The 17,262-nt window shown below is 50.0% G+C and carries 16 protein-coding genes and 1 riboswitch; all 16 genes read right to left on the bottom strand.

From position 1 onward, the window contains the following. Positions 1-120: 120 nt before the first annotated feature. The gene (locus tag SB847_RS03495; RefSeq protein WP_044801409.1) at positions 121-609 is read right to left on the bottom strand and encodes a precorrin-2 dehydrogenase/sirohydrochlorin ferrochelatase family protein; all 489 of its coding nucleotides are present in this window, start codon (positions 607-609) and stop codon (positions 121-123) included. Further along, complete coding sequence (locus SB847_RS03490) at positions 590-1,375, bottom strand: sirohydrochlorin chelatase (RefSeq protein ID WP_044801408.1); 786 nt, start codon at positions 1,373-1,375, stop codon at positions 590-592. Before SB847_RS03490 ends, SB847_RS03495 begins: the two co-directional genes overlap by 20 nt. Then, positions 1,376-2,149 carry a uroporphyrinogen-III C-methyltransferase gene (gene cobA / locus SB847_RS03485; protein WP_015417441.1) on the bottom strand — a complete coding sequence of 258 codons (774 nt, stop codon included), beginning with the start codon at positions 2,147-2,149 and terminating at the stop codon, positions 1,376-1,378. Between the two features lie 124 nt (positions 2,150-2,273). Continuing rightward, complete coding sequence (gene cysC / locus SB847_RS03480; protein ID WP_007611313.1) at positions 2,274-2,867, bottom strand: adenylyl-sulfate kinase; 594 nt, start codon at positions 2,865-2,867, stop codon at positions 2,274-2,276. 13 nt (positions 2,868-2,880) lie between these two features. Next, on the bottom strand, positions 2,881-4,029 hold the full coding sequence (gene sat, locus SB847_RS03475) for a sulfate adenylyltransferase (RefSeq protein WP_410562339.1): 1,149 nt from the start codon (positions 4,027-4,029) through the stop codon (positions 2,881-2,883). A gap of 48 nt (positions 4,030-4,077) precedes the next feature. After that, on the bottom strand, positions 4,078-5,142 hold the full coding sequence (gene cysP, locus SB847_RS03470; RefSeq protein WP_012117522.1) for a sulfate permease: 1,065 nt from the start codon (positions 5,140-5,142) through the stop codon (positions 4,078-4,080). Between the two features lie 12 nt (positions 5,143-5,154). Further along, positions 5,155-5,856 carry a phosphoadenylyl-sulfate reductase gene (locus tag SB847_RS03465; protein ID WP_003154369.1) on the bottom strand — a complete coding sequence of 234 codons (702 nt, stop codon included), beginning with the start codon at positions 5,854-5,856 and terminating at the stop codon, positions 5,155-5,157. Positions 5,857-5,982: 126 nt separating this feature from the next. Beyond that, positions 5,983-6,087: riboswitch (SAM riboswitch) on the bottom strand. A gap of 101 nt (positions 6,088-6,188) precedes the next feature. Further along, positions 6,189-6,821 (bottom strand): orotate phosphoribosyltransferase, encoded by a 633-nt coding sequence (gene pyrE / locus SB847_RS03460; RefSeq protein WP_309146685.1) that lies wholly within the window; start codon positions 6,819-6,821, stop codon positions 6,189-6,191. Beyond that, positions 6,818-7,537: an orotidine-5'-phosphate decarboxylase gene (gene pyrF / locus SB847_RS03455; RefSeq protein ID WP_023356886.1), complete on the bottom strand. Its 720-nt coding sequence runs from the start codon at positions 7,535-7,537 to the stop codon at positions 6,818-6,820. Before pyrF ends, pyrE begins: the two co-directional genes overlap by 4 nt. Then, a complete protein-coding gene (locus SB847_RS03450) occupies positions 7,506-8,441 on the bottom strand; it encodes a dihydroorotate dehydrogenase (protein WP_410577339.1) in 936 nt (311 codons plus the stop codon). The genes pyrF and SB847_RS03450 overlap by 32 nt, the downstream gene beginning before the upstream one ends. Then, positions 8,441-9,211 carry a dihydroorotate dehydrogenase electron transfer subunit gene (locus tag SB847_RS03445; RefSeq protein ID WP_410562346.1) on the bottom strand — a complete coding sequence of 257 codons (771 nt, stop codon included), beginning with the start codon at positions 9,209-9,211 and terminating at the stop codon, positions 8,441-8,443. The genes SB847_RS03450 and SB847_RS03445 overlap by 1 nt, the downstream gene beginning before the upstream one ends. Next, positions 9,208-12,423 (bottom strand): carbamoyl-phosphate synthase (glutamine-hydrolyzing) large subunit, encoded by a 3,216-nt coding sequence (carB, locus tag SB847_RS03440; RefSeq protein ID WP_224224246.1) that lies wholly within the window; start codon positions 12,421-12,423, stop codon positions 9,208-9,210. Before carB ends, SB847_RS03445 begins: the two co-directional genes overlap by 4 nt. Continuing rightward, complete coding sequence (locus tag SB847_RS03435) at positions 12,408-13,502, bottom strand: carbamoyl phosphate synthase small subunit (RefSeq protein WP_032874843.1); 1,095 nt, start codon at positions 13,500-13,502, stop codon at positions 12,408-12,410. The genes carB and SB847_RS03435 overlap by 16 nt, the downstream gene beginning before the upstream one ends. Then, positions 13,499-14,785: a dihydroorotase gene (locus SB847_RS03430; RefSeq protein WP_222835957.1), complete on the bottom strand. Its 1,287-nt coding sequence runs from the start codon at positions 14,783-14,785 to the stop codon at positions 13,499-13,501. Before SB847_RS03430 ends, SB847_RS03435 begins: the two co-directional genes overlap by 4 nt. Next, positions 14,769-15,683, bottom strand: a complete 915-nt coding sequence (locus tag SB847_RS03425) for an aspartate carbamoyltransferase catalytic subunit (protein ID WP_410577338.1) — start codon at positions 15,681-15,683, stop codon at positions 14,769-14,771. Before SB847_RS03425 ends, SB847_RS03430 begins: the two co-directional genes overlap by 17 nt. Positions 15,684-15,825: 142 nt before the next feature. Continuing rightward, positions 15,826-17,136: a uracil permease PyrP gene (pyrP, locus tag SB847_RS03420; protein ID WP_007409727.1), complete on the bottom strand. Its 1,311-nt coding sequence runs from the start codon at positions 17,134-17,136 to the stop codon at positions 15,826-15,828. Positions 17,137-17,262: the final 126 nt, after the last annotated feature.

The following is a 17,262-nucleotide window of genomic DNA, read 5'->3' as shown; positions in this document are numbered from 1 at the left end:
CCTGACCGCTTGTCGGCATATACCATTCAAACTGCCCGCTTTCGTTTTGAATTGTTCACATTCGACGGACTGTCAGGACAGTATAAAAAACACCCTGCCTGATGACAGACAAGGTGTTTTTTATGGTCTTCTTCTTTTCTCAAATAATCGATCCACTTCTTCAGTCAAATCAGCAGTAATGAGAGGCTCTATGTCCTCAGCCAGTCTTTTCGTATGTGCCGGGCTTGCGCCGCTTGTTGATACGGATACTTGAATGCGCCCTTTGCGAATGATCTTCGGCATATACACGCTGCCCTGTTCAGCATCGCTTACACAATTGACCAGCTGCGTTTCAGAAGCGCTCGCGGCTATCTCCTGATTCACGCTGCGGTCATTTGTCGCGGCAATGATGAAAAAAGCGGGCGCGAGATCTTTCATTTCAATTTTACGGGAAACCCAGCGGATACGTCCTTCATCTGCCAGCTGTTTAATTTCAGGCAGGGCATCGGGACTGATTACAGTTATATCCGCGCCTTCCGGAAGCACCGTTTTGAGCCTTCTTAAGGCAACATTGCCTCCGCCCGCGATGATAATTCTTTTTCCGCTTAAATTAATGTGCAGAGGCAGCATACTGTCCCCCCTTAAAATCAAACTGACCGCCGGGGTTTCGAACAGCTTCTGACACACGGTTCAAAAACGCCTGCTTAATATGAGGGTGAAAACCTAAGTATGAAGCGAGATGAACATTTTGATTGATCGTTTGAAGCTTTTCAACTTCCCGTTCAATCTCAGTCATTAAAAGCCCGGTAAACAGAAGATATGGAACGATAAAAACGGGTGCTCCGTCATCCTCTTCAAGGCCGGCAAACACTTCTTTATAGTGCGGGTCACATGCTGTTAAAAAACAAGGGATGACTTCTTTAACAGGTGTAATCGCCTCAAGTTTTCCGGCAATCTCACTGACTGCGTTTTTAACTGCCGGATCTGTGCTTCCTCTTCCGATCAGCACCACTTTCGCCTGCTCAATGGGCACTCCGGTATCTTCAATGCGATGATGCACCGCTTTTACGACTTCATCGTCCACTCCGATCGGAACACCATATGTCACTTTTATATCGGGATGCAGGGCCGCCGCACGGGCGATTTCAGCCGGAATGTCATGTTTTGCGTGGGCAGCGGTCAACAGCAGCAAAGGCACGGCCGCAATATGAGTGGCGCCTTGTCTGACACATGCTTCAAATCCCGCTTCAATAGACGGTTCCTGCAGTTCTAAAAAACAAATTTCCTGAATGGGAGCGTCAGCGTGCGGCATGCACCCTTTTAAAAACGCCGCCGACTCTGTCTGCGCTTTTTTCAGCCTGCTTCCGTGCCCGATGTATAAAATCGCCTGCTTCATTTACAACGCCTCGCTCAAATCCAGATTTTTCTGATCAGATGCATACCAGTCCAGTTTGCAGTGATAATTGACGACATCACCGATAACAATTAAGCTCGGGTTTTTGATTTCTTCTTTTATCACGGTGTCTGAAAGCGTGCCGACGGTGCAGACGACTGTTTTTTGCCTGTCCGTCGTTCCCCAATGAATAAAGGCTGCCGGGGTGCCGGCGTCTCTGCCGTTTTCCAGCAGCATTCTTTCAATCTGCCGGATATTTTTAATTCCCATATAAATCACCAGCGTATCAATACCCGTCGCCAGCGCTTTCCATTTTTCTTCAAAGTCGTCTTCTTGTTTATAATGCCCCGTAACGAATGCGACATTGGAGCTCGCCTCTCTGTGCGTCACGGGAATGCCGGCATAAGCAGCAGCCGCGATTCCTGATGTAATGCCGGGAACGATCTCAAACGGAATGGCGTTTTGCGCGAGAGCCTCCGCTTCTTCGCCTCCGCGGCCGAAAACAAACGGATCGCCCCCCTTGAGCCTTACAACGGTTTTTCCTTTTTTCGCATACTTCACAAGGAAACGGTTGATCGTATCCTGTTTCATAATGTGAAAATCCGGGAGCTTGCCGCAGTAAATCAGATCCGCCTCTTCTCCGGCATACTGTAAAATCTCTTTGCTTACCAATCTGTCATATAATATAACATCCGCTTTTTGTATGGCTTTCATTGCCTTCACCGTTAATAAGTCCGGATCTCCCGGACCGGCTCCAACGATAAATACTTTCCCCATAGCATGTCTCCCCGATCCGTTTTGAAATCTTCCCAGAACAGCCGCGAGGCCGCACTTCAGCTATTTTACCATATCCCGCCATTGCGGGGGATATCCGGCTGATTGCGCGGCCTTTTTGGACCTATTATGCTAAGCTGTTTTTCACAAAGTCAACCAGTCTTCCGGTGCATTCTTCGCGTTCACATTTACCTGAATCAAGTACGAGCTCAGGCGCTTTCGGCTCTTCATACGGTGAGTCGATCCCCGTAAAGAACGGAATTTCACCATTTCTTGCTTTTTTATATAAACCTTTCGGATCGCGCTTTTCACATATATCGAGGTCACATTTAACATAGATTTCATTAAATTCGCCCTCTGCCACAAGCTCTCTCACCTGATCTCTGTCCTCACGGAACGGAGAAATAAAAGCCGTGATGACGATGGTTCCCTGCTGAACGAAAAGCTTCGCCACTTCCCCGATGCGGCGTATGTTTTCCTTGCGGTCATCATCGGAAAAACCTAAGTCCTTGTTTAAGCCGTGGCGGATGTTATCACCATCAAGCACGATGACTTGATAGCCTTGTTCAAACAGCTCGCGCGCTGCGGCGTTTGCAATCGTGGATTTCCCTGAACCGCTTAAGCCCGTCAGCCAGAGGATAGAGCTTTTATGCTTGTTTTTCTGCTGGTATTCTTCTTTCGTTATTGAGGCTTCATGCCACACGATATCACGATTTGTCACTCTATTTTCCTCCTTAAGAAACGCCTGCTTCTTCTTTCGTTTTCAGCCCTTTAATCAACACTTCGACAACTTCAGGACGGCTGAATTCCGCCGGCGGCATGACGCCGCTTCGCAGCATTTCTCTGACCTTTGTTCCTGACAGAATGACGTGGTCTTCTCTTTCATGCGGGCATGTTTTGGCCGTTCCCATGTTGCCGCATTTCCGGCAGAAGAAGCTGTGCTCGAATTTCATCGGTGTAATCCCGAGTTCATCCGCTGTAAATTGATCAAACAGCTCTTGCGCTTCATATGTGCCGTAGTAATCACCGACGCCGGCATGATCGCGGCCGACGATGAAATGCGTGCAGCCGTAGTTTTTACGGACAAGCGCGTGGAAAATGGCTTCTCTCGGCCCCGCATACCGCATAGCCGCCAAAAATACACCGAGGAAAACGCGGTCTTTCGGATAATAATGATCGAGCAGCACCTGGTAGCTTTCCATTCTGACATCCGCCGGAATATCATCTGATTTTGTTTCACCGACGAGCGGGTTCAAAAACAGGCCGTCTACCGTCTCAAGCGCGGTTTTTTGGATATATTCGTGGGCGCGGTGGACCGGATTTCTCGTTTGGAAACCGACAATGGTTTTCCAGCCCTTTTCTTCGAAGCTTAGTCTTGTATCGGCAGGTTCAAATGTAAACTCGGGAAACTGCTTTGACGCTTTTTTAACTAATGTGATCGGCCCGCCGACATACGTATCGCCGCGTGAAAATAATTTTTTCACGCCCGGATGCGCGGCATCATCGGTTTTATATACGTGAACGGCTTCTTTTTGTTTATCCGGCGTATAAATATCTTCGATGTCGACTACGCCGTATGTTTCTCCGCCGTAAGTCAGTTTCACCGTGTCGCCGACGGCAAGCTCAGCCGCTTTTTCTGAATCGACCGGAAGCGTGATCGGCAGGGACCAGACAACCCCGGATGCCAAACGCATATTTTCAACGACTGACACGTAATCTTTTTCTGTGAAAAATCCTTCAATCGGGCTGTACCCCCCGATCCCGATCAGCTCTAAATCAGCGAACGAAATCAAATCAAGCTCAATTTCTTTTTGGACGGATGTAAGATCATACTGCTCATTCACCCGGTTAATTAATGTTCCTCCGTGCGGTGCTAAACTCATAATACATGATTCCTCCCAGTTAACAGATAAATAAACTCAGATTAATAGTTAAATGCCTCCGCCTTGTTCATGGACAGAGCGTTTCTCTTTTCGGATGGCTTTCATCAGACTGGCGGCTCCGCCAGCTGCCAAAAGCACGCTGGCCATCATAAAGATGGAATAGTAATCTCCTTTTAACAGCAGGGAGACAAGCAGATACGAAATCGACAGTGACAAAAACGGCGAAACGACCCATACTTTGAGCATCGTTTTCACGACTTCTTTATGAAAAACGTTCGGCCCGTTTTTGGCCATTCCGATGCCGATAATTGATGATGATGTGACTTGCGCCAATGGGACCGGCAGACCGAAGACGGAACTGATAATGACAAGCCCCGCGCCGGTTCCTGAAAGCAGTATGCCTTCTCCGGCTGAAAATCTCGTAATCTTTTTCCCGTTGGTTTCAAGCACTTTACGTCCTAAAAGCAGAGCGCCGAGAGCGACAAAGATGCCTCCGTACAGCGTTCCTTTGGACACGCTGAGCACGCCCGCAGCAACCAAAGGGCCCACCGCATTTGCGACATTGTTCATTCCGGCTGAAAAAGCTTCCCAAAACCCCGCAATCAGCAGCACAATCCCTAAAATCTTCTGTTTCCGATTCGAAATGACTCGAATATTCAGAGAACTGAATACCTTCGAGACGAGAAACGTGAAACAGAACGCGACGAACGGTACGAGCACCCAAAAACTCACGATGACCAAAAGATGCTGTAAAAACAATACTTTGTACGCGACGCCGACACCGACAATCGCCCCGACAGTGACCTCACTCGTCGACAGCGGAATGCCGAGCACATTCGCCGTGAATAACGATAGCGCCGCCGATCCGATAATAATGCAGACAATGGTGAGCGTAATGGTTTGTTCGGGAATGATTCCGCCGCTGATCGTCTTAACGACTTCTCCGCCGCCGATAACCGCCCCTGACAGGACTCCGGCCGCGCAAATGATCAGCGCATACGTTTTCTTTTTAACTGCGCCGGACCCGTAAGCGACTCCCATTGATGCCGCGGCCCCGCTGGCTCCGATATTCATGGCAAAAAACAGGCAGAATAAAATAGCGGCTAATTCCATCGTGCAGCTCCTTTATTCATGCAGTCCGCATTCTGTTTTCGCCATGCCGTTCCATCTGCCGCTCCGCAAATCTTCCGCGGTAAACGCAGGTGAAGTGCACGGTTCACAGCCGATGCTCGGATACCCCTGATCATGGAGGATATTGTAATCCAGCTCATGCTTGGAAGTATATCTCCAGATGTCTTTCCATGTCCAATGGATCAGCGGGCATACTTTAATCGATTGAAACTTGTCGTCTTTATTCAGGAAATTCGTATTCGCCCGGCTCGGCCCTTGATCCCGGCGAAGGCCGGACAGCCATGCCGGATGCCCTGCGAGCGCTTCTCTTAACGGCAGAATTTTTCTGATGTAGCAGCACTGGTTCGGTTCTCTTTCCCACAGTTTATCTCCGTGAGCCTCGGCTTGTTCTTCAAGAGTAAGGCTTGGCTTTTTCAGGATAATGTTCAGTCCCGGGTAACGCTCTTTCACTTTTTCGATCGTTTCATATGTTTCTTTAAAGTGAAGACCCGTATCGAGAAACACGATTTCCGCGTCTTTCTTTACTTTAGAAATTAAATCGATCAGGACGATGCCTTCAATCCCGAAGCTGCACGCGTAAACAAGCTGGTCTCCGTAGTGGCCGTATGCCCATTTTAAAACGGACAGCGCCCCTTTATAGGAATCGTCTTCCGGAAATGTAATCGCCGGCTCTTCCCATGTGTCATACGTTAACATTTTTCCTTTCCTCCTCCCGGAGACAATCAAACAGCTGTTGTTTTCTGCCGGTTGTCTTATCCCTCAATCTTTTTTCATATAAAAAACTTTCAATCCAGCGGAATGAAAGACAGTGACCCGGTATAGCCCTTATCTTCAAAATGCTGTGCATTTTTCTGGATGCGGCACCTTGCATGACACGCAGGTTGCCGGGCGTCATCGGTCCAGTCCCTCAGCCGCTCTTGATAAGCTTTTTAGATTTGTACTAAATTTTAGCACAATTCTAACAGAAGTCAACCCGAGTTTTTTGATAGGAATAATAAAACAGGCCCTGAGGCCTGTTTTTATTGTCATTATTTTTTAAACCAATCTTTTGACTCGGGATTCTGTTTCCATGATTTCAGTTTTTCAATGTCAGCTGAATGAATCGTTCCGTTTTCAAGCGCGACTTCAATCAGCGTGTCATAATCCGTTAACGAGTAATAAGGAAGACCCGCTTTTTTAAAGGCTTCTTTTGCTTTCGGCAGCCCGTATGTAAAAATGGAAATGACGCCGAGGACTTCCGCGCCCTCTCTTTGAAGGGCCGCCGCAGCTTCAAGCACGCTGCCTCCGGTAGAAATCAAGTCTTCAATCACGACTGTTTTTTGTCCTTTCTTAATGGCGCCTTCTATTTGATTTCCTTTGCCGTGCGCTTTCGGTTTGCTTCTGACGTAGCACATCGGCGCGCCTGTACGGTCTGCGAGAAGCGCAGCATGCGGAATGCCCGCCGTTGCAGTGCCCGCGATCATCTCTGCCTCGGGAAAATGCTCTTTCAGCAGTTTGCCGAGCCCGTCCGCCACATCATTTCTCACTTTTGGATACGACAATGTCAGACGGTTGTCACAATAGATCGGTGATAAAATGCCGCTCGCCCACGTAAACGGCTCATTCGGGCGTAAAAAGACAGCTTCAATGTGTAATAGATGTTTTGCGATAGCCTGTTTCATCGGCGAACGCCCTCCCATTCCAGTTTAATTGCTTCATATGCTTCAACGGGGTTTTCCGCTTTTGTAATTGAGCGGCCCACGACGATCGCTGACGAACCGTTTTCTTTCGCAAATGACGGAGTCGCCGTCCGGACTTGATCGTCAGCTGCGTCACTGGCCGTGCGGATGCCCGGCGTGACTGTCAGAAATGAAGGCCGGACCGCTTCATAAATGGCTTTTGTTTCATGTACCGAACATACCACTCCGTCCAGCCCGCACTCTTCCGCCATTTTGCCGTAATGCACAACCGTTTCTAACAGCGGCTTATGCAGCAGAAGCTCTTCCTTCGCCACCTGCTCTGAAGTGCTGGTCAGCTGCGTCACCGCGATTAAAGACGGGCGTTTTCTGCCTGCCGGCGTGCCTTCTTCAAGCCCCTCAAGGGCCGCGCGCATCATGCGTGCGCCCCCTGCTGCATGCACATTGACGAGATCAACGCCGAGGCCGGCCAGCCGCTTCATCGCTTTATTGACCGTAGTCGGGATATCATGAAGCTTTAAATCTAAAAATATATCACAGTTCCGTTCTTTTAATTGGTGAATGATGGCGGGGCCTTCCTGATAAAAAAGTTCCATCCCCGTTTTGACAAAAAGCCTTTCCTTTTCAAACAAGTCTAAAAACGTTAAAGTCTCTTCCCCTGATGCAAAATCAAGCGCGATGATGGGCAGGTTGTTTTTCATGTTTCCAGCTCCTTCCGATGCATTCACTTACAGATTGAAAGCCGTGTTGGCGCAGCACACGGGGGAGCTGTTCTATGATTTCCGGGCAGACGAGCGGATTGACGAAGTTTGCCGTGCCGACGGCAACCGCACTCGCTCCCGCAAGAAGAAATTCTAATGCATCCTCTGCGGTCTGAACGCCGCCCATCCCGATAATCGGAATTTGAACGGCCTGGCTGACTTCGTATACCATCCGGATGGCGACCGGTTTGATCGCCGGGCCTGACAGTCCGCCCGTTTTATTTGCTAAGATCGGCCGTCCCGTCTTGAGATCGAGCCTCATCCCGATGAGTGTATTAATCATCGTCAGACCGTCAGCACCGGCCGCTTCAATCGCTTTGGCAATTTCGGTTATGTTTGCGACATTAGGCGAAAGCTTCACATACACAGGCACTGCGGAAACTTCTTTCACCGCTTTTGTCAGTTCGGCCGCCATGACGGGATCAGTACCAAAAGCAATCCCCCCCGTTTTGACATTCGGACATGAAATGTTAAGCTCAAGCGCATGCACATTCGGCGCTTGGCTGATGTGCTCGGCCACTTCTTTATAGTCGTCCACCTGAGAACCGGCGACATTTGCGATAATCGGCGTGTCAAATTGTTCGAGCCAAGGCAGCTCATGATTGAGCACATGCTCAAGGCCGGGATTTTGCAGTCCGATGGCATTCAGCATTCCCGCGCTTGTCTCCGCCACTCTCGGCGTCGGATTTCCGAAGCGGGCTTCGTTCGTCGTTGCTTTAATCATAATGCCTCCGAGGCATGATAAATCGTAAAATCCGGCATATTCTTTCCCGAAACCGAAACATCCGGAAGCGGGGATGACCGGGTTTTTCAATTGGAGACCCGGCAGATTCACCTCTAACATTACAGCGCCACCTCCTCAGCTTTAAATACCGGCCCGTCAAGGCAGACCTTTACATAGGATGTATCGCTTTCACCCGTGCGGCACACGCAGGCGAAGCAGGCACCGATGCCGCAGCCCATCCGCTCTTCCATCGAAAGATAAACCTCTTTATGGCCGTACTGCTGCTTCAGAGCTTTCAGCATCGGTGTCGGTCCGCAGCTTAGCAGGACATCGAATTCGAGCTGCTTTTCACGGATGACATCGGTGACAAACCCTTTCTCTCCATATGTTCCGTCAGCCGTCGCCACATAGGTGTCTCCGTACGCACGACATTCCTGTTCGTAAAAAACATCCTTTGCTGATTGAAATCCAAGCACATGAATGACGTTTACGCCTTTTTCCGTCAGGCGCTTTGACAGTTCCTGCAAAGGCGGAACCCCGACTCCGCCTCCGACTAACAGCGCGTTTTTGCTGGGTTCAATCCGCCGGACGGGGAACCCGTTGCCGAGAGGGCCGAGAACGTCTATCCTGCCGCCCTCTTTTTTCTCGGACAAAAGACGCGTTCCCTCACCGTCAGCTCTGTAGATAACGGATACTTCATTCGCAGCGAAATTGACGTCCGCAATGCTGAGCGGTCTTCTTAATAGCGGCGTGACCGCGTCACTCACCTTCAGATGAAGAAATTGACCCGGCTCAGTAAGGTGCCGGACAAGCTCTCCTTTCAGCACCATCTTATAAATCCGGTCGGCAATTTCTAAGTTGGATTGAACAGTCAAATGCGCTTTCTTCATATCGTGACTGCCGCCTTTTGATTGGTTTCGGATGCAGGCATATGATCCGCCCGGAATGTCATGCTTTCCAATACCCGCAAAATGGCTTCGGCCGTATCTAAAGATGTCAGGCAGGCGACTCCGTTTTCAACAGATTCGCGGCGGATTCTGAAGCCGTCTCTGGCCGGCTGTTTGCCCTTTGTCAGCGTATTGATGACAAATTGCGCTTCGCCGTTTCTGATGACATCGAGCAGATTTTTCCCTTCTTCGCCGATTTTTCCGACGACCTGAGCCGGAATCTGAGCGTCTTTCAAATAAGCCGCCGTTCCTTCCGTCGCCAAGATTTTATAGCCGATGGCGTGGAACCGCTTGGCGATCAGCAGTCCTTCTTCTTTATCTTTATCGGCAACGGTCAACAGCACTGAGCCGTAGTTCGGGATTTGAATGCCAGAGGCAATCAGCGCTTTATAGAGCGCTTTTTCCAGGGTTGAATCTTTGCCCATGACCTCTCCCGTCGACTTCATTTCAGGGCCTAACGTGATATCCACTCTTCTCAGCTTCGCGAATGAGAAGACAGGCGCTTTCACGAATACCCCCTGCTGTTCAGGCTGCAGCCCCTCTTGATAGCCGAAATCAGCAAGCTTTTGGCCGAGAATGACCTTTGTCGCCAGGTTCGCCATTGGGATTTTTGTGATTTTGCTTAAGAACGGCACGGTTCTGCTTGACCGCGGATTTACCTCAAGCACATACACCTCACCTTGCGACAGTACGAACTGGATGTTCAGCAACCCGATGATGTTAAGGCCTTTTGCCAAGGCTACAGTGTATTGTTCGATTTTTTTCTTAATGTCTTCGCTTAAAGTCTGAGGCGGATAGACGGCGATTGAATCCCCTGAATGGACGCCGGCCCGCTCGATATGCTCCATAATTCCCGGAATAACGACTGTTTCACCGTCAGATACGGCATCGACTTCGATTTCTTTCCCCGTCAGATAACGGTCGATTAACACCGGATGCTGCGGGTTGATTTTGACCGCGTTTTTCATATAGTGAAGCAGCTCTTCTTCGTGATAGACGATTTCCATCGCCCGGCCGCCGAGCACATACGAAGGGCGGACAAGTACCGGATAGCCGATGGATGCGGCGATTTTGACCGCTTCGTTCACCGATACGGCGGTTTTCCCGAGCGGCTGCGGCACATTCAGCGCCTCAAGCGCCTGCTCGAACTTATCCCGGTCTTCCGCACGGTCTAAATCTTCAAGTGATGTGCCGAGTATTTTGACGCCGCGGGCGCTCAATTCTTCCGCAAGGTTGATCGCCGTCTGGCCGCCGAATTGGACAACAACGCCTTCCGGCTGTTCCAAATCAATGATGTGCATGACATCTTCTACCGTCAGCGGTTCAAAATACAGTTTGTCTGATATGCTGAAATCAGTGGACACCGTCTCAGGGTTGTTGTTGATAATAATCGCTTCATAGCCTGCCTGCTTGATCGCCCAGACAGAATGAACGGTCGCATAGTCAAATTCGACGCCCTGTCCGATACGGATCGGCCCGGAACCGAGGACGACGACGCTTTTTCTTGATGTAACCTCAGACTCGTTCTCTTCCTCATATGTGCTGTAAAAGTACGGGGTTTCTGATTCGAATTCCGCCGCGCATGTATCCACCATTTTATATACAGGCTTGATGTCTGCTTCTTTTCGCATTTGATACAGCTCTTGTTCCGGCATATTCCATTCCCGGCTGATATATTTGTCGGAGAAACCGAGTTCCTTCGCTGTCTGAAGGACGGCGAGGCTGCCTTTTTCCGCTTTCAGCTCTGTTTCAAAAGCGACCAGCTTACAGAGCTTGTGCAAAAAGAATACGTCAATTGCGGAAAACTCATGAAGCTGCTCCACTGTGTAGCCTCTTCTGAACGCTTCAGCAAGATAAAACAGGCGTTCATCCCCGGCTTTTCTGATCCGTTTTTCCAAAAGTCCGTCAGAAATCTCTTCCGCATCCTTCAGTTCCAGGTGATAGACATCGGCTTCAAGTGAGCGGACCGCCTTTAACAGCGATTCTTCAAGGGTGCGTCCGATAGCCATGACCTCTCCGGTAGCTTTCATTTGCGTCCCGAGCCTGCGGTTTGCCGACTCAAATTTGTCGAACGGCCAGCGCGGGATTTTAGAAACGACATAGTCAAGTGCGGGCTCAAAAGCCGCATATGTTTTTCCCGTTACGGGATTCATCATTTCATCAAGAGAAAGCCCGACTGCGATTTTCGCCGCAAGCTTTGCGATCGGGTAACCCGTCGCTTTTGAGGCGAGGGCAGATGAGCGGCTCACCCGCGGATTCACTTCGATAATGTAATATTGGAAGCTGTCGGGATCGAGCGCGAGCTGAACATTACAGCCGCCTTCAATGCCGAGCGCGCGGATCAGCTTTAATGAAACATTGCGCAAAAGCTGGTATTCCCGGTCGCTCAAAGTCTGGCTCGGGGCAACGACGATGCTGTCACCCGTATGGATGCCGACCGGATCGATATTTTCCATGTTGCAGACGACGATCGCGTGATCTCTGCTGTCTCTCATGACTTCATATTCGATCTCTTTGTAACCGGCAATGCTTTTTTCCAGAAGGCACTGATGGACGGGGCTGAGTTTTAATCCGTTTTCGACGATCTCTTTCAGTTCTGCTTCATTCGAGCAGATGCCGCCGCCCGTTCCGCCTAATGTGTAAGCGGGGCGCACGATAACCGGAAACCCGATCCGGCCGACAAATTCCTCGGCTTCCTGTAAAGTGCGGATGATCTCACTTTCCGGCACCGGTTCATTCAGCTCATTCATCAGCGTACGGAATAAGTCGCGGTCTTCCGCCTGCTGGATGGCGGACAGCTTTGTGCCGAGCACTTCCACTCCGCATTCCTCAAGAACCCCGAGTTCAGACAGCTCGACGGCAAGATTCAGTCCGGTCTGTCCTCCCAGAGTCGGCAGGATGGCGTCCGGCCGTTCTTTTCTGATAATACGCGTGAGAAACTCCGGCGTCAGCGGTTCTATGTATACCCGATCAGCCATTTCCGTATCCGTCATAATCGTTGCCGGATTCGAGTTGACGAGAATGACTTCATAGCCTTCTTCCTTTAAAGCGAGACACGCCTGTGTGCCCGCATAATCAAATTCCGCCGCCTGTCCGATAATAATCGGGCCTGATCCGATCACTAAAATCTTTTTAATATCTACGCGTTTTGGCATACCGCTTCCCCTTCTTTCTCAGTTGTTTCGATCAAGTCAATGAATCTGTCAAATAAATGATTGGCGTCTTCCGGCCCCGGTGAAGCTTCAGGGTGGTACTGAACCGTAAATGCCGGCAATGTTTTATGCTTGAGTCCTTCGATCGTTTGATCATTGATCGCAATGTGCGTCACTTCAAGCTCTGTATCATCTATTGAAGAAACTGTATATCCGTGGTTTTGGGCGGTTAAAGCGACTTTCCCTGTCGCAAGCTCTTTAACCGGATGATTGGAACCCCTGTGTCCGAATTTCATTTTTTCCGTTTCCGCTCCGGATGCCAGCGCAAATAATTGGTGGCCGAGGCAGATTCCGAATAACGGCACCTTCCCGAGTATGCCTTTTATCATTTCAATGGCTTCCGGCACATCTTTCGGATCTCCGGGTCCGTTAGAAAGCATGATGCCGTCCGGCTTGAGCTGAAGCACTTCTTCCGCCGTTACATTGTACGGCACAACGATGACATCGCATTTTCTTTTGTTTAACTCTCTTAAAATGCCGTGCTTCATACCGAAATCGACGAGTACGATGCGTTTGCCGCGGCCCGGACTCGGATATGCCGTTTTCGCAGATACTTGAGCGACTTGATTTCTCGGCAGTTCCGTTTCTTTCAGCCTTGCAAGAACCTCTCCGACATTCTCCTCACTTGAAGCAAACGTTCCTTTTAATGCGCCGGCCGTGCGGATCATTCTTGTGAGCTTTCTCGTGTCAATCCCTTGTAAGCCGGGGATATTTTTCATTTTCAAATACTCGTCAAGCGTGTAAGCCGAACGCCAGTTGGAAGGCAGCTCGCACAGTTCTTTTACGATCAGCCCTTTTACAAAAGGAGTGATGGATTCAAAGTCATCTCTGTTAATTCCGTAGTTGCCGATCAGAGGATACGTCAGCGTCACGATCTGCCCGCAGTAAGAAGGGTCTGATAAAATTTCCTGATAACCGGTCATTCCCGTGTTGAATACGACTTCACCCGCTGTATGTTCCAGGCTCCCGAATGCTTCACCCTCAAATACCGCTCCATTTTCCAGCACTAGTCTTCTTTTCATTTGACGAGTCTCCCTTCTTCGTATGCAAGCTTACCGGCAGCCATCGTTGCAACAGGCCAGCCGAAGCACTTCATCTTGTTGAATGGCGTATTTTTTCCTTTAGATAAAAATGTATCTTTGTCAATGGCTGCTTCTTTTTCCAGATCAATCAGGGTGATGTCAGCCGGCGCTCCCGGTGCAAGCGTTCCGTACGGAAGATCAAATGCCTCGCAAGGTTTCACCGTCATGAAATCAACCAGCTGCTTCAGCGTCCACGCCCCGTTTTTCACAAAATGTGTGTACAGAAGCGGAAAGGCTGTTTCTAAACCGACGATACCGAAAGGCGCAAGCTTCATGTCCGTGTTTTTCTCTTCTTCTGTATGCGGCGCATGGTCAGTGGCGATGAAATCAATCGTGCCGTCTAAAAGCCCTTCAATCAGCGCCTCTCTGTCCTCTTTGCTGCGAAGGGGCGGATTCATTTTAAAATTGGTATCAAGTCCCGGGATATCTTCGTCACAAAGCAGCAGATGGTGAGGCGATACTTCCGCCGTCACGCGGATTCCCGCTTTTTTTGCGTCTCTTACGGCTCTGACAGATTCTTTCGTGCTGATATGACACACGTGGTAATGGCAGCCCGCCGCTTCCGCCAGCAGCACGTCACGGGCGATATGTACCGCTTCACAAATGGAAGGTATGCCGTTCAGGCCGTTCGCTTTTGAAAAAGAACCTTCATGCACGCTCCCTCCGTAAATAAGCGAGTTATCCTCACAATGAGCGACAATCGCTTTATTCATTGAAGCCGCCCGTTTCATGGCTTCATACATCATTCCGGCCGTCTGAACGCCGACGCCGTCATCGGTGAAGGCGAATGCGCCGGCTTCATGAAGCGCCTCAAAATCTGTCATTTCTTCGCCGGTTTGTCTGATCGTAATGGATGCGTAAGGAAGAACCCTGACAGATGAGGTTTCTTTGATCCGGTTTTGCAGCCATTCCATCTGCTCTTTCGTATCCGGCACCGGCCTTGTATTCGGCATGGCTGCGACTGTGGTAAAGCCGCCCCGCGCTGCGGCTTTAGAGCCCGTCTCAATGGTTTCTTTTTTCTCGCCGCCCGGTTCTCTGAAGTGGACATGAAGGTCTACGAGTCCCGGTGAAACGAACAGTCCCCCAGCGTCGATCACCGTTTCTCCGTCTTTCGCTGTCAGAAGCCCGGTTTCCGAAATAAATTCACCCGTTACCCGGATATCCTGTGCCACTTTTTCTCCTTGTTCATTTAACATCCAGCCGTTTTTAATGAGATAAGACATAAGCCGCTTCTCCCCTTTTCACATTGGTTTGCAGTGCTCTTTTTAAGACTGCCATTCTGATATACACGCCATTTTCCATTTGTTTAAAGATTCTTGATTTTCCGCATTCCACTAATGTTGTGTCAATTTCGACTCCTCTGTTCACCGGTGCGGGATGCATGGTGATGGCATGCCGCTTCATGCTCTCCGCCCGCTTTGCGGTCAGCCCGTATGCTTCCAGGTAGCCTTTTTGGTCGGCTTCTGTCTGATGCCTTTCATTTTGGATGCGGAGCAGCATGACGACATCTGAAGCTTGTATGGCTTCATCCGTCTGAACACAGGTGCCGAAGGCGTTTTTCTCATCCTGCCATTGCGGCGGACCAGAAAACAGCACACGCGCGCCGAGCCTTGTCAGCACCTCGGCATTCGACCTTGCCACCCTGCTGTGTTTGATATCGCCATGAATGGAAACCGTCAGGCCCTGAAAGGTCTCAAATTCCTCTTGAATCGTCATTAAATCAAGCAACGACTGGGTCGGGTGCTGGCCGCAGCCGTCGCCGGCGTTTAAGATCGGAATATTGACTCTGCCGGTCAGATCTTTGTAATATTCATCCGTGCTGTGCCGGATGACGCAGGCGTCCGCTCCGATTGATTCCAGTGTTTTGACCGTGTCGTATAAGGACTCGCCTTTTTGAACGCTTGTGCTCGTGCCGTCTAAGCTGAGCACGTTCATCCCGAGTTTCTTTTCCGCCACTTCAAAGCTGAACCGCGTCCTCGTGCTCGGTTCAAAAAACAGATTCGCAACGAATTTTCCCGCGAGATCGGGACGGACTGTACCCTCTTTTATCGCTTTTGCCTCACGCAGCAGTTCTGTAATTTCAGCAGTGCTCAGTTCAGACATCGCCGTTAAATGATTCATGTTTTTCTCCTCCGTTTCCGCTTGAAGGCCGTAAAAAAACACCCCGGTCTATAGACTCGGGGTGCGGTTAAAGAGAGAAGCAGCGTACAGCTTCTTCCCGTTATAACCCTTCCAAGCCTCTCTGGACTTTCTTTAAAAGGTTTTACATATGATTTTGTTTTTCTGATGCAATTGCGTCTTCTTCATTTGCATGCGGCAGGATAAGGTTCAGGATGACTCCGACGATTGCCGCAAGCGCCATGCCGGATATTTGGAACCCGCCTTTTGATACTTGAATAAAAGCCCCTCCGACGCCGATCACGAGAATGACGGATGTGATAATTAAATTTCGCTTGTTTTCATAATCAATGTTGTTGTCAATCAGCATTCTTAAACCGCTGGAGGCGATAATTCCGAAGAGCAGGAAGGAAACGCCCCCCATAACCGCGGACGGAACAGAGCTGATCAGCGCTGATACTTTTCCGATAAATCCGAAGCACAGCGCAATCACACCCGCGCCGCCGATGACAAAGACGCTGAAAACTCTCGTAATTGCCAGTACACCGATGTTTTCGCCATATGTTGTCGTCGGCGGGCCTCCGATTAACGAAGCGATAATCGTCGCTACGCTGTCCCCCATTATGGAGCGGTGCAGTCCCGGCTTTTTAATGAAATCCTGTCCGACGACTTTACTCAGCACCATTTGGTGGCCGATATGTTCTGACATCGTCACGAAAGCGACCGGCACCATCGCAGCCGCAATGCCCAATGTCACTGACGGCGTATAGTCTTTGAAAGGGATGATAAATTCAGGAACGGCGAACCACTTTGCATCAATGACCGGCTGAAAATTGACGATGCCCTGTGTCAGCGCAAACAGATATCCGCCTATAATGCCGATCAATACCGGAATCAGGCTTAAAAATCCCCGTAAAAAGATGGCGCAGATAATGGTGATTGCCAAAGTGACGCCGGCTACACTGAAATGTTTCAAGCTGTAGACGAGTTCCTTCGCATTCGGATCAGCATACATTGCCATATTGACGGCTGTGCTTGCCAGTCCGAGGCCGATGACGATGATGACCGGCCCGACGACCACCGGGGGCAGCAGCTTCATCAGCCACCCCGTTCCAAGCTGCCTGATGAGAAGCGCGATCAGACCGTACACAATTCCCGCCAGGAAAGCGCCGACCATGGCAGCCCCCGGCCCTCCCGTCGCCTTCACCAAGATAATCGGTGATATAAAGGCGAATGATGAGCCGAGATAAGCGGGAATCTGGCCTTTTGTCACCAAGAGATAGGCGAGTGTCCCGATTCCGCTCGTGACAAGCGCCACTGCCGGGCTCATTCCGACCAGTTTCGGCACGAGTATGGTTGAACCGAACATGGCGAATAAATGCTGCAGGCTGAATGACAGCCAGGACAATGGATTGGGGACGTCCCTGACTCCCAGGTTTACTTTTTTCTTACTCATGGCGTTTTCCTCCCGGTTGACTTTCAAATGGTATAAAAAAACCTCTTTGCTTTTTGCGCAAAGAGGCATACAAAACCCGGCCGCGTCGATCCGCCCGGCTCTGTGTTTTAAAATCCTCTTTGCAAA

This window comes from Bacillus sp. SIMBA_026 (genome assembly GCF_046535335.1).
Lineage (GTDB): Bacteria > Bacillota > Bacilli > Bacillales > Bacillaceae > Bacillus > Bacillus velezensis.
Note: the sequence above shows the minus strand (reverse complement) of the source record. Positions and strands in the feature narration are given on the sequence as shown.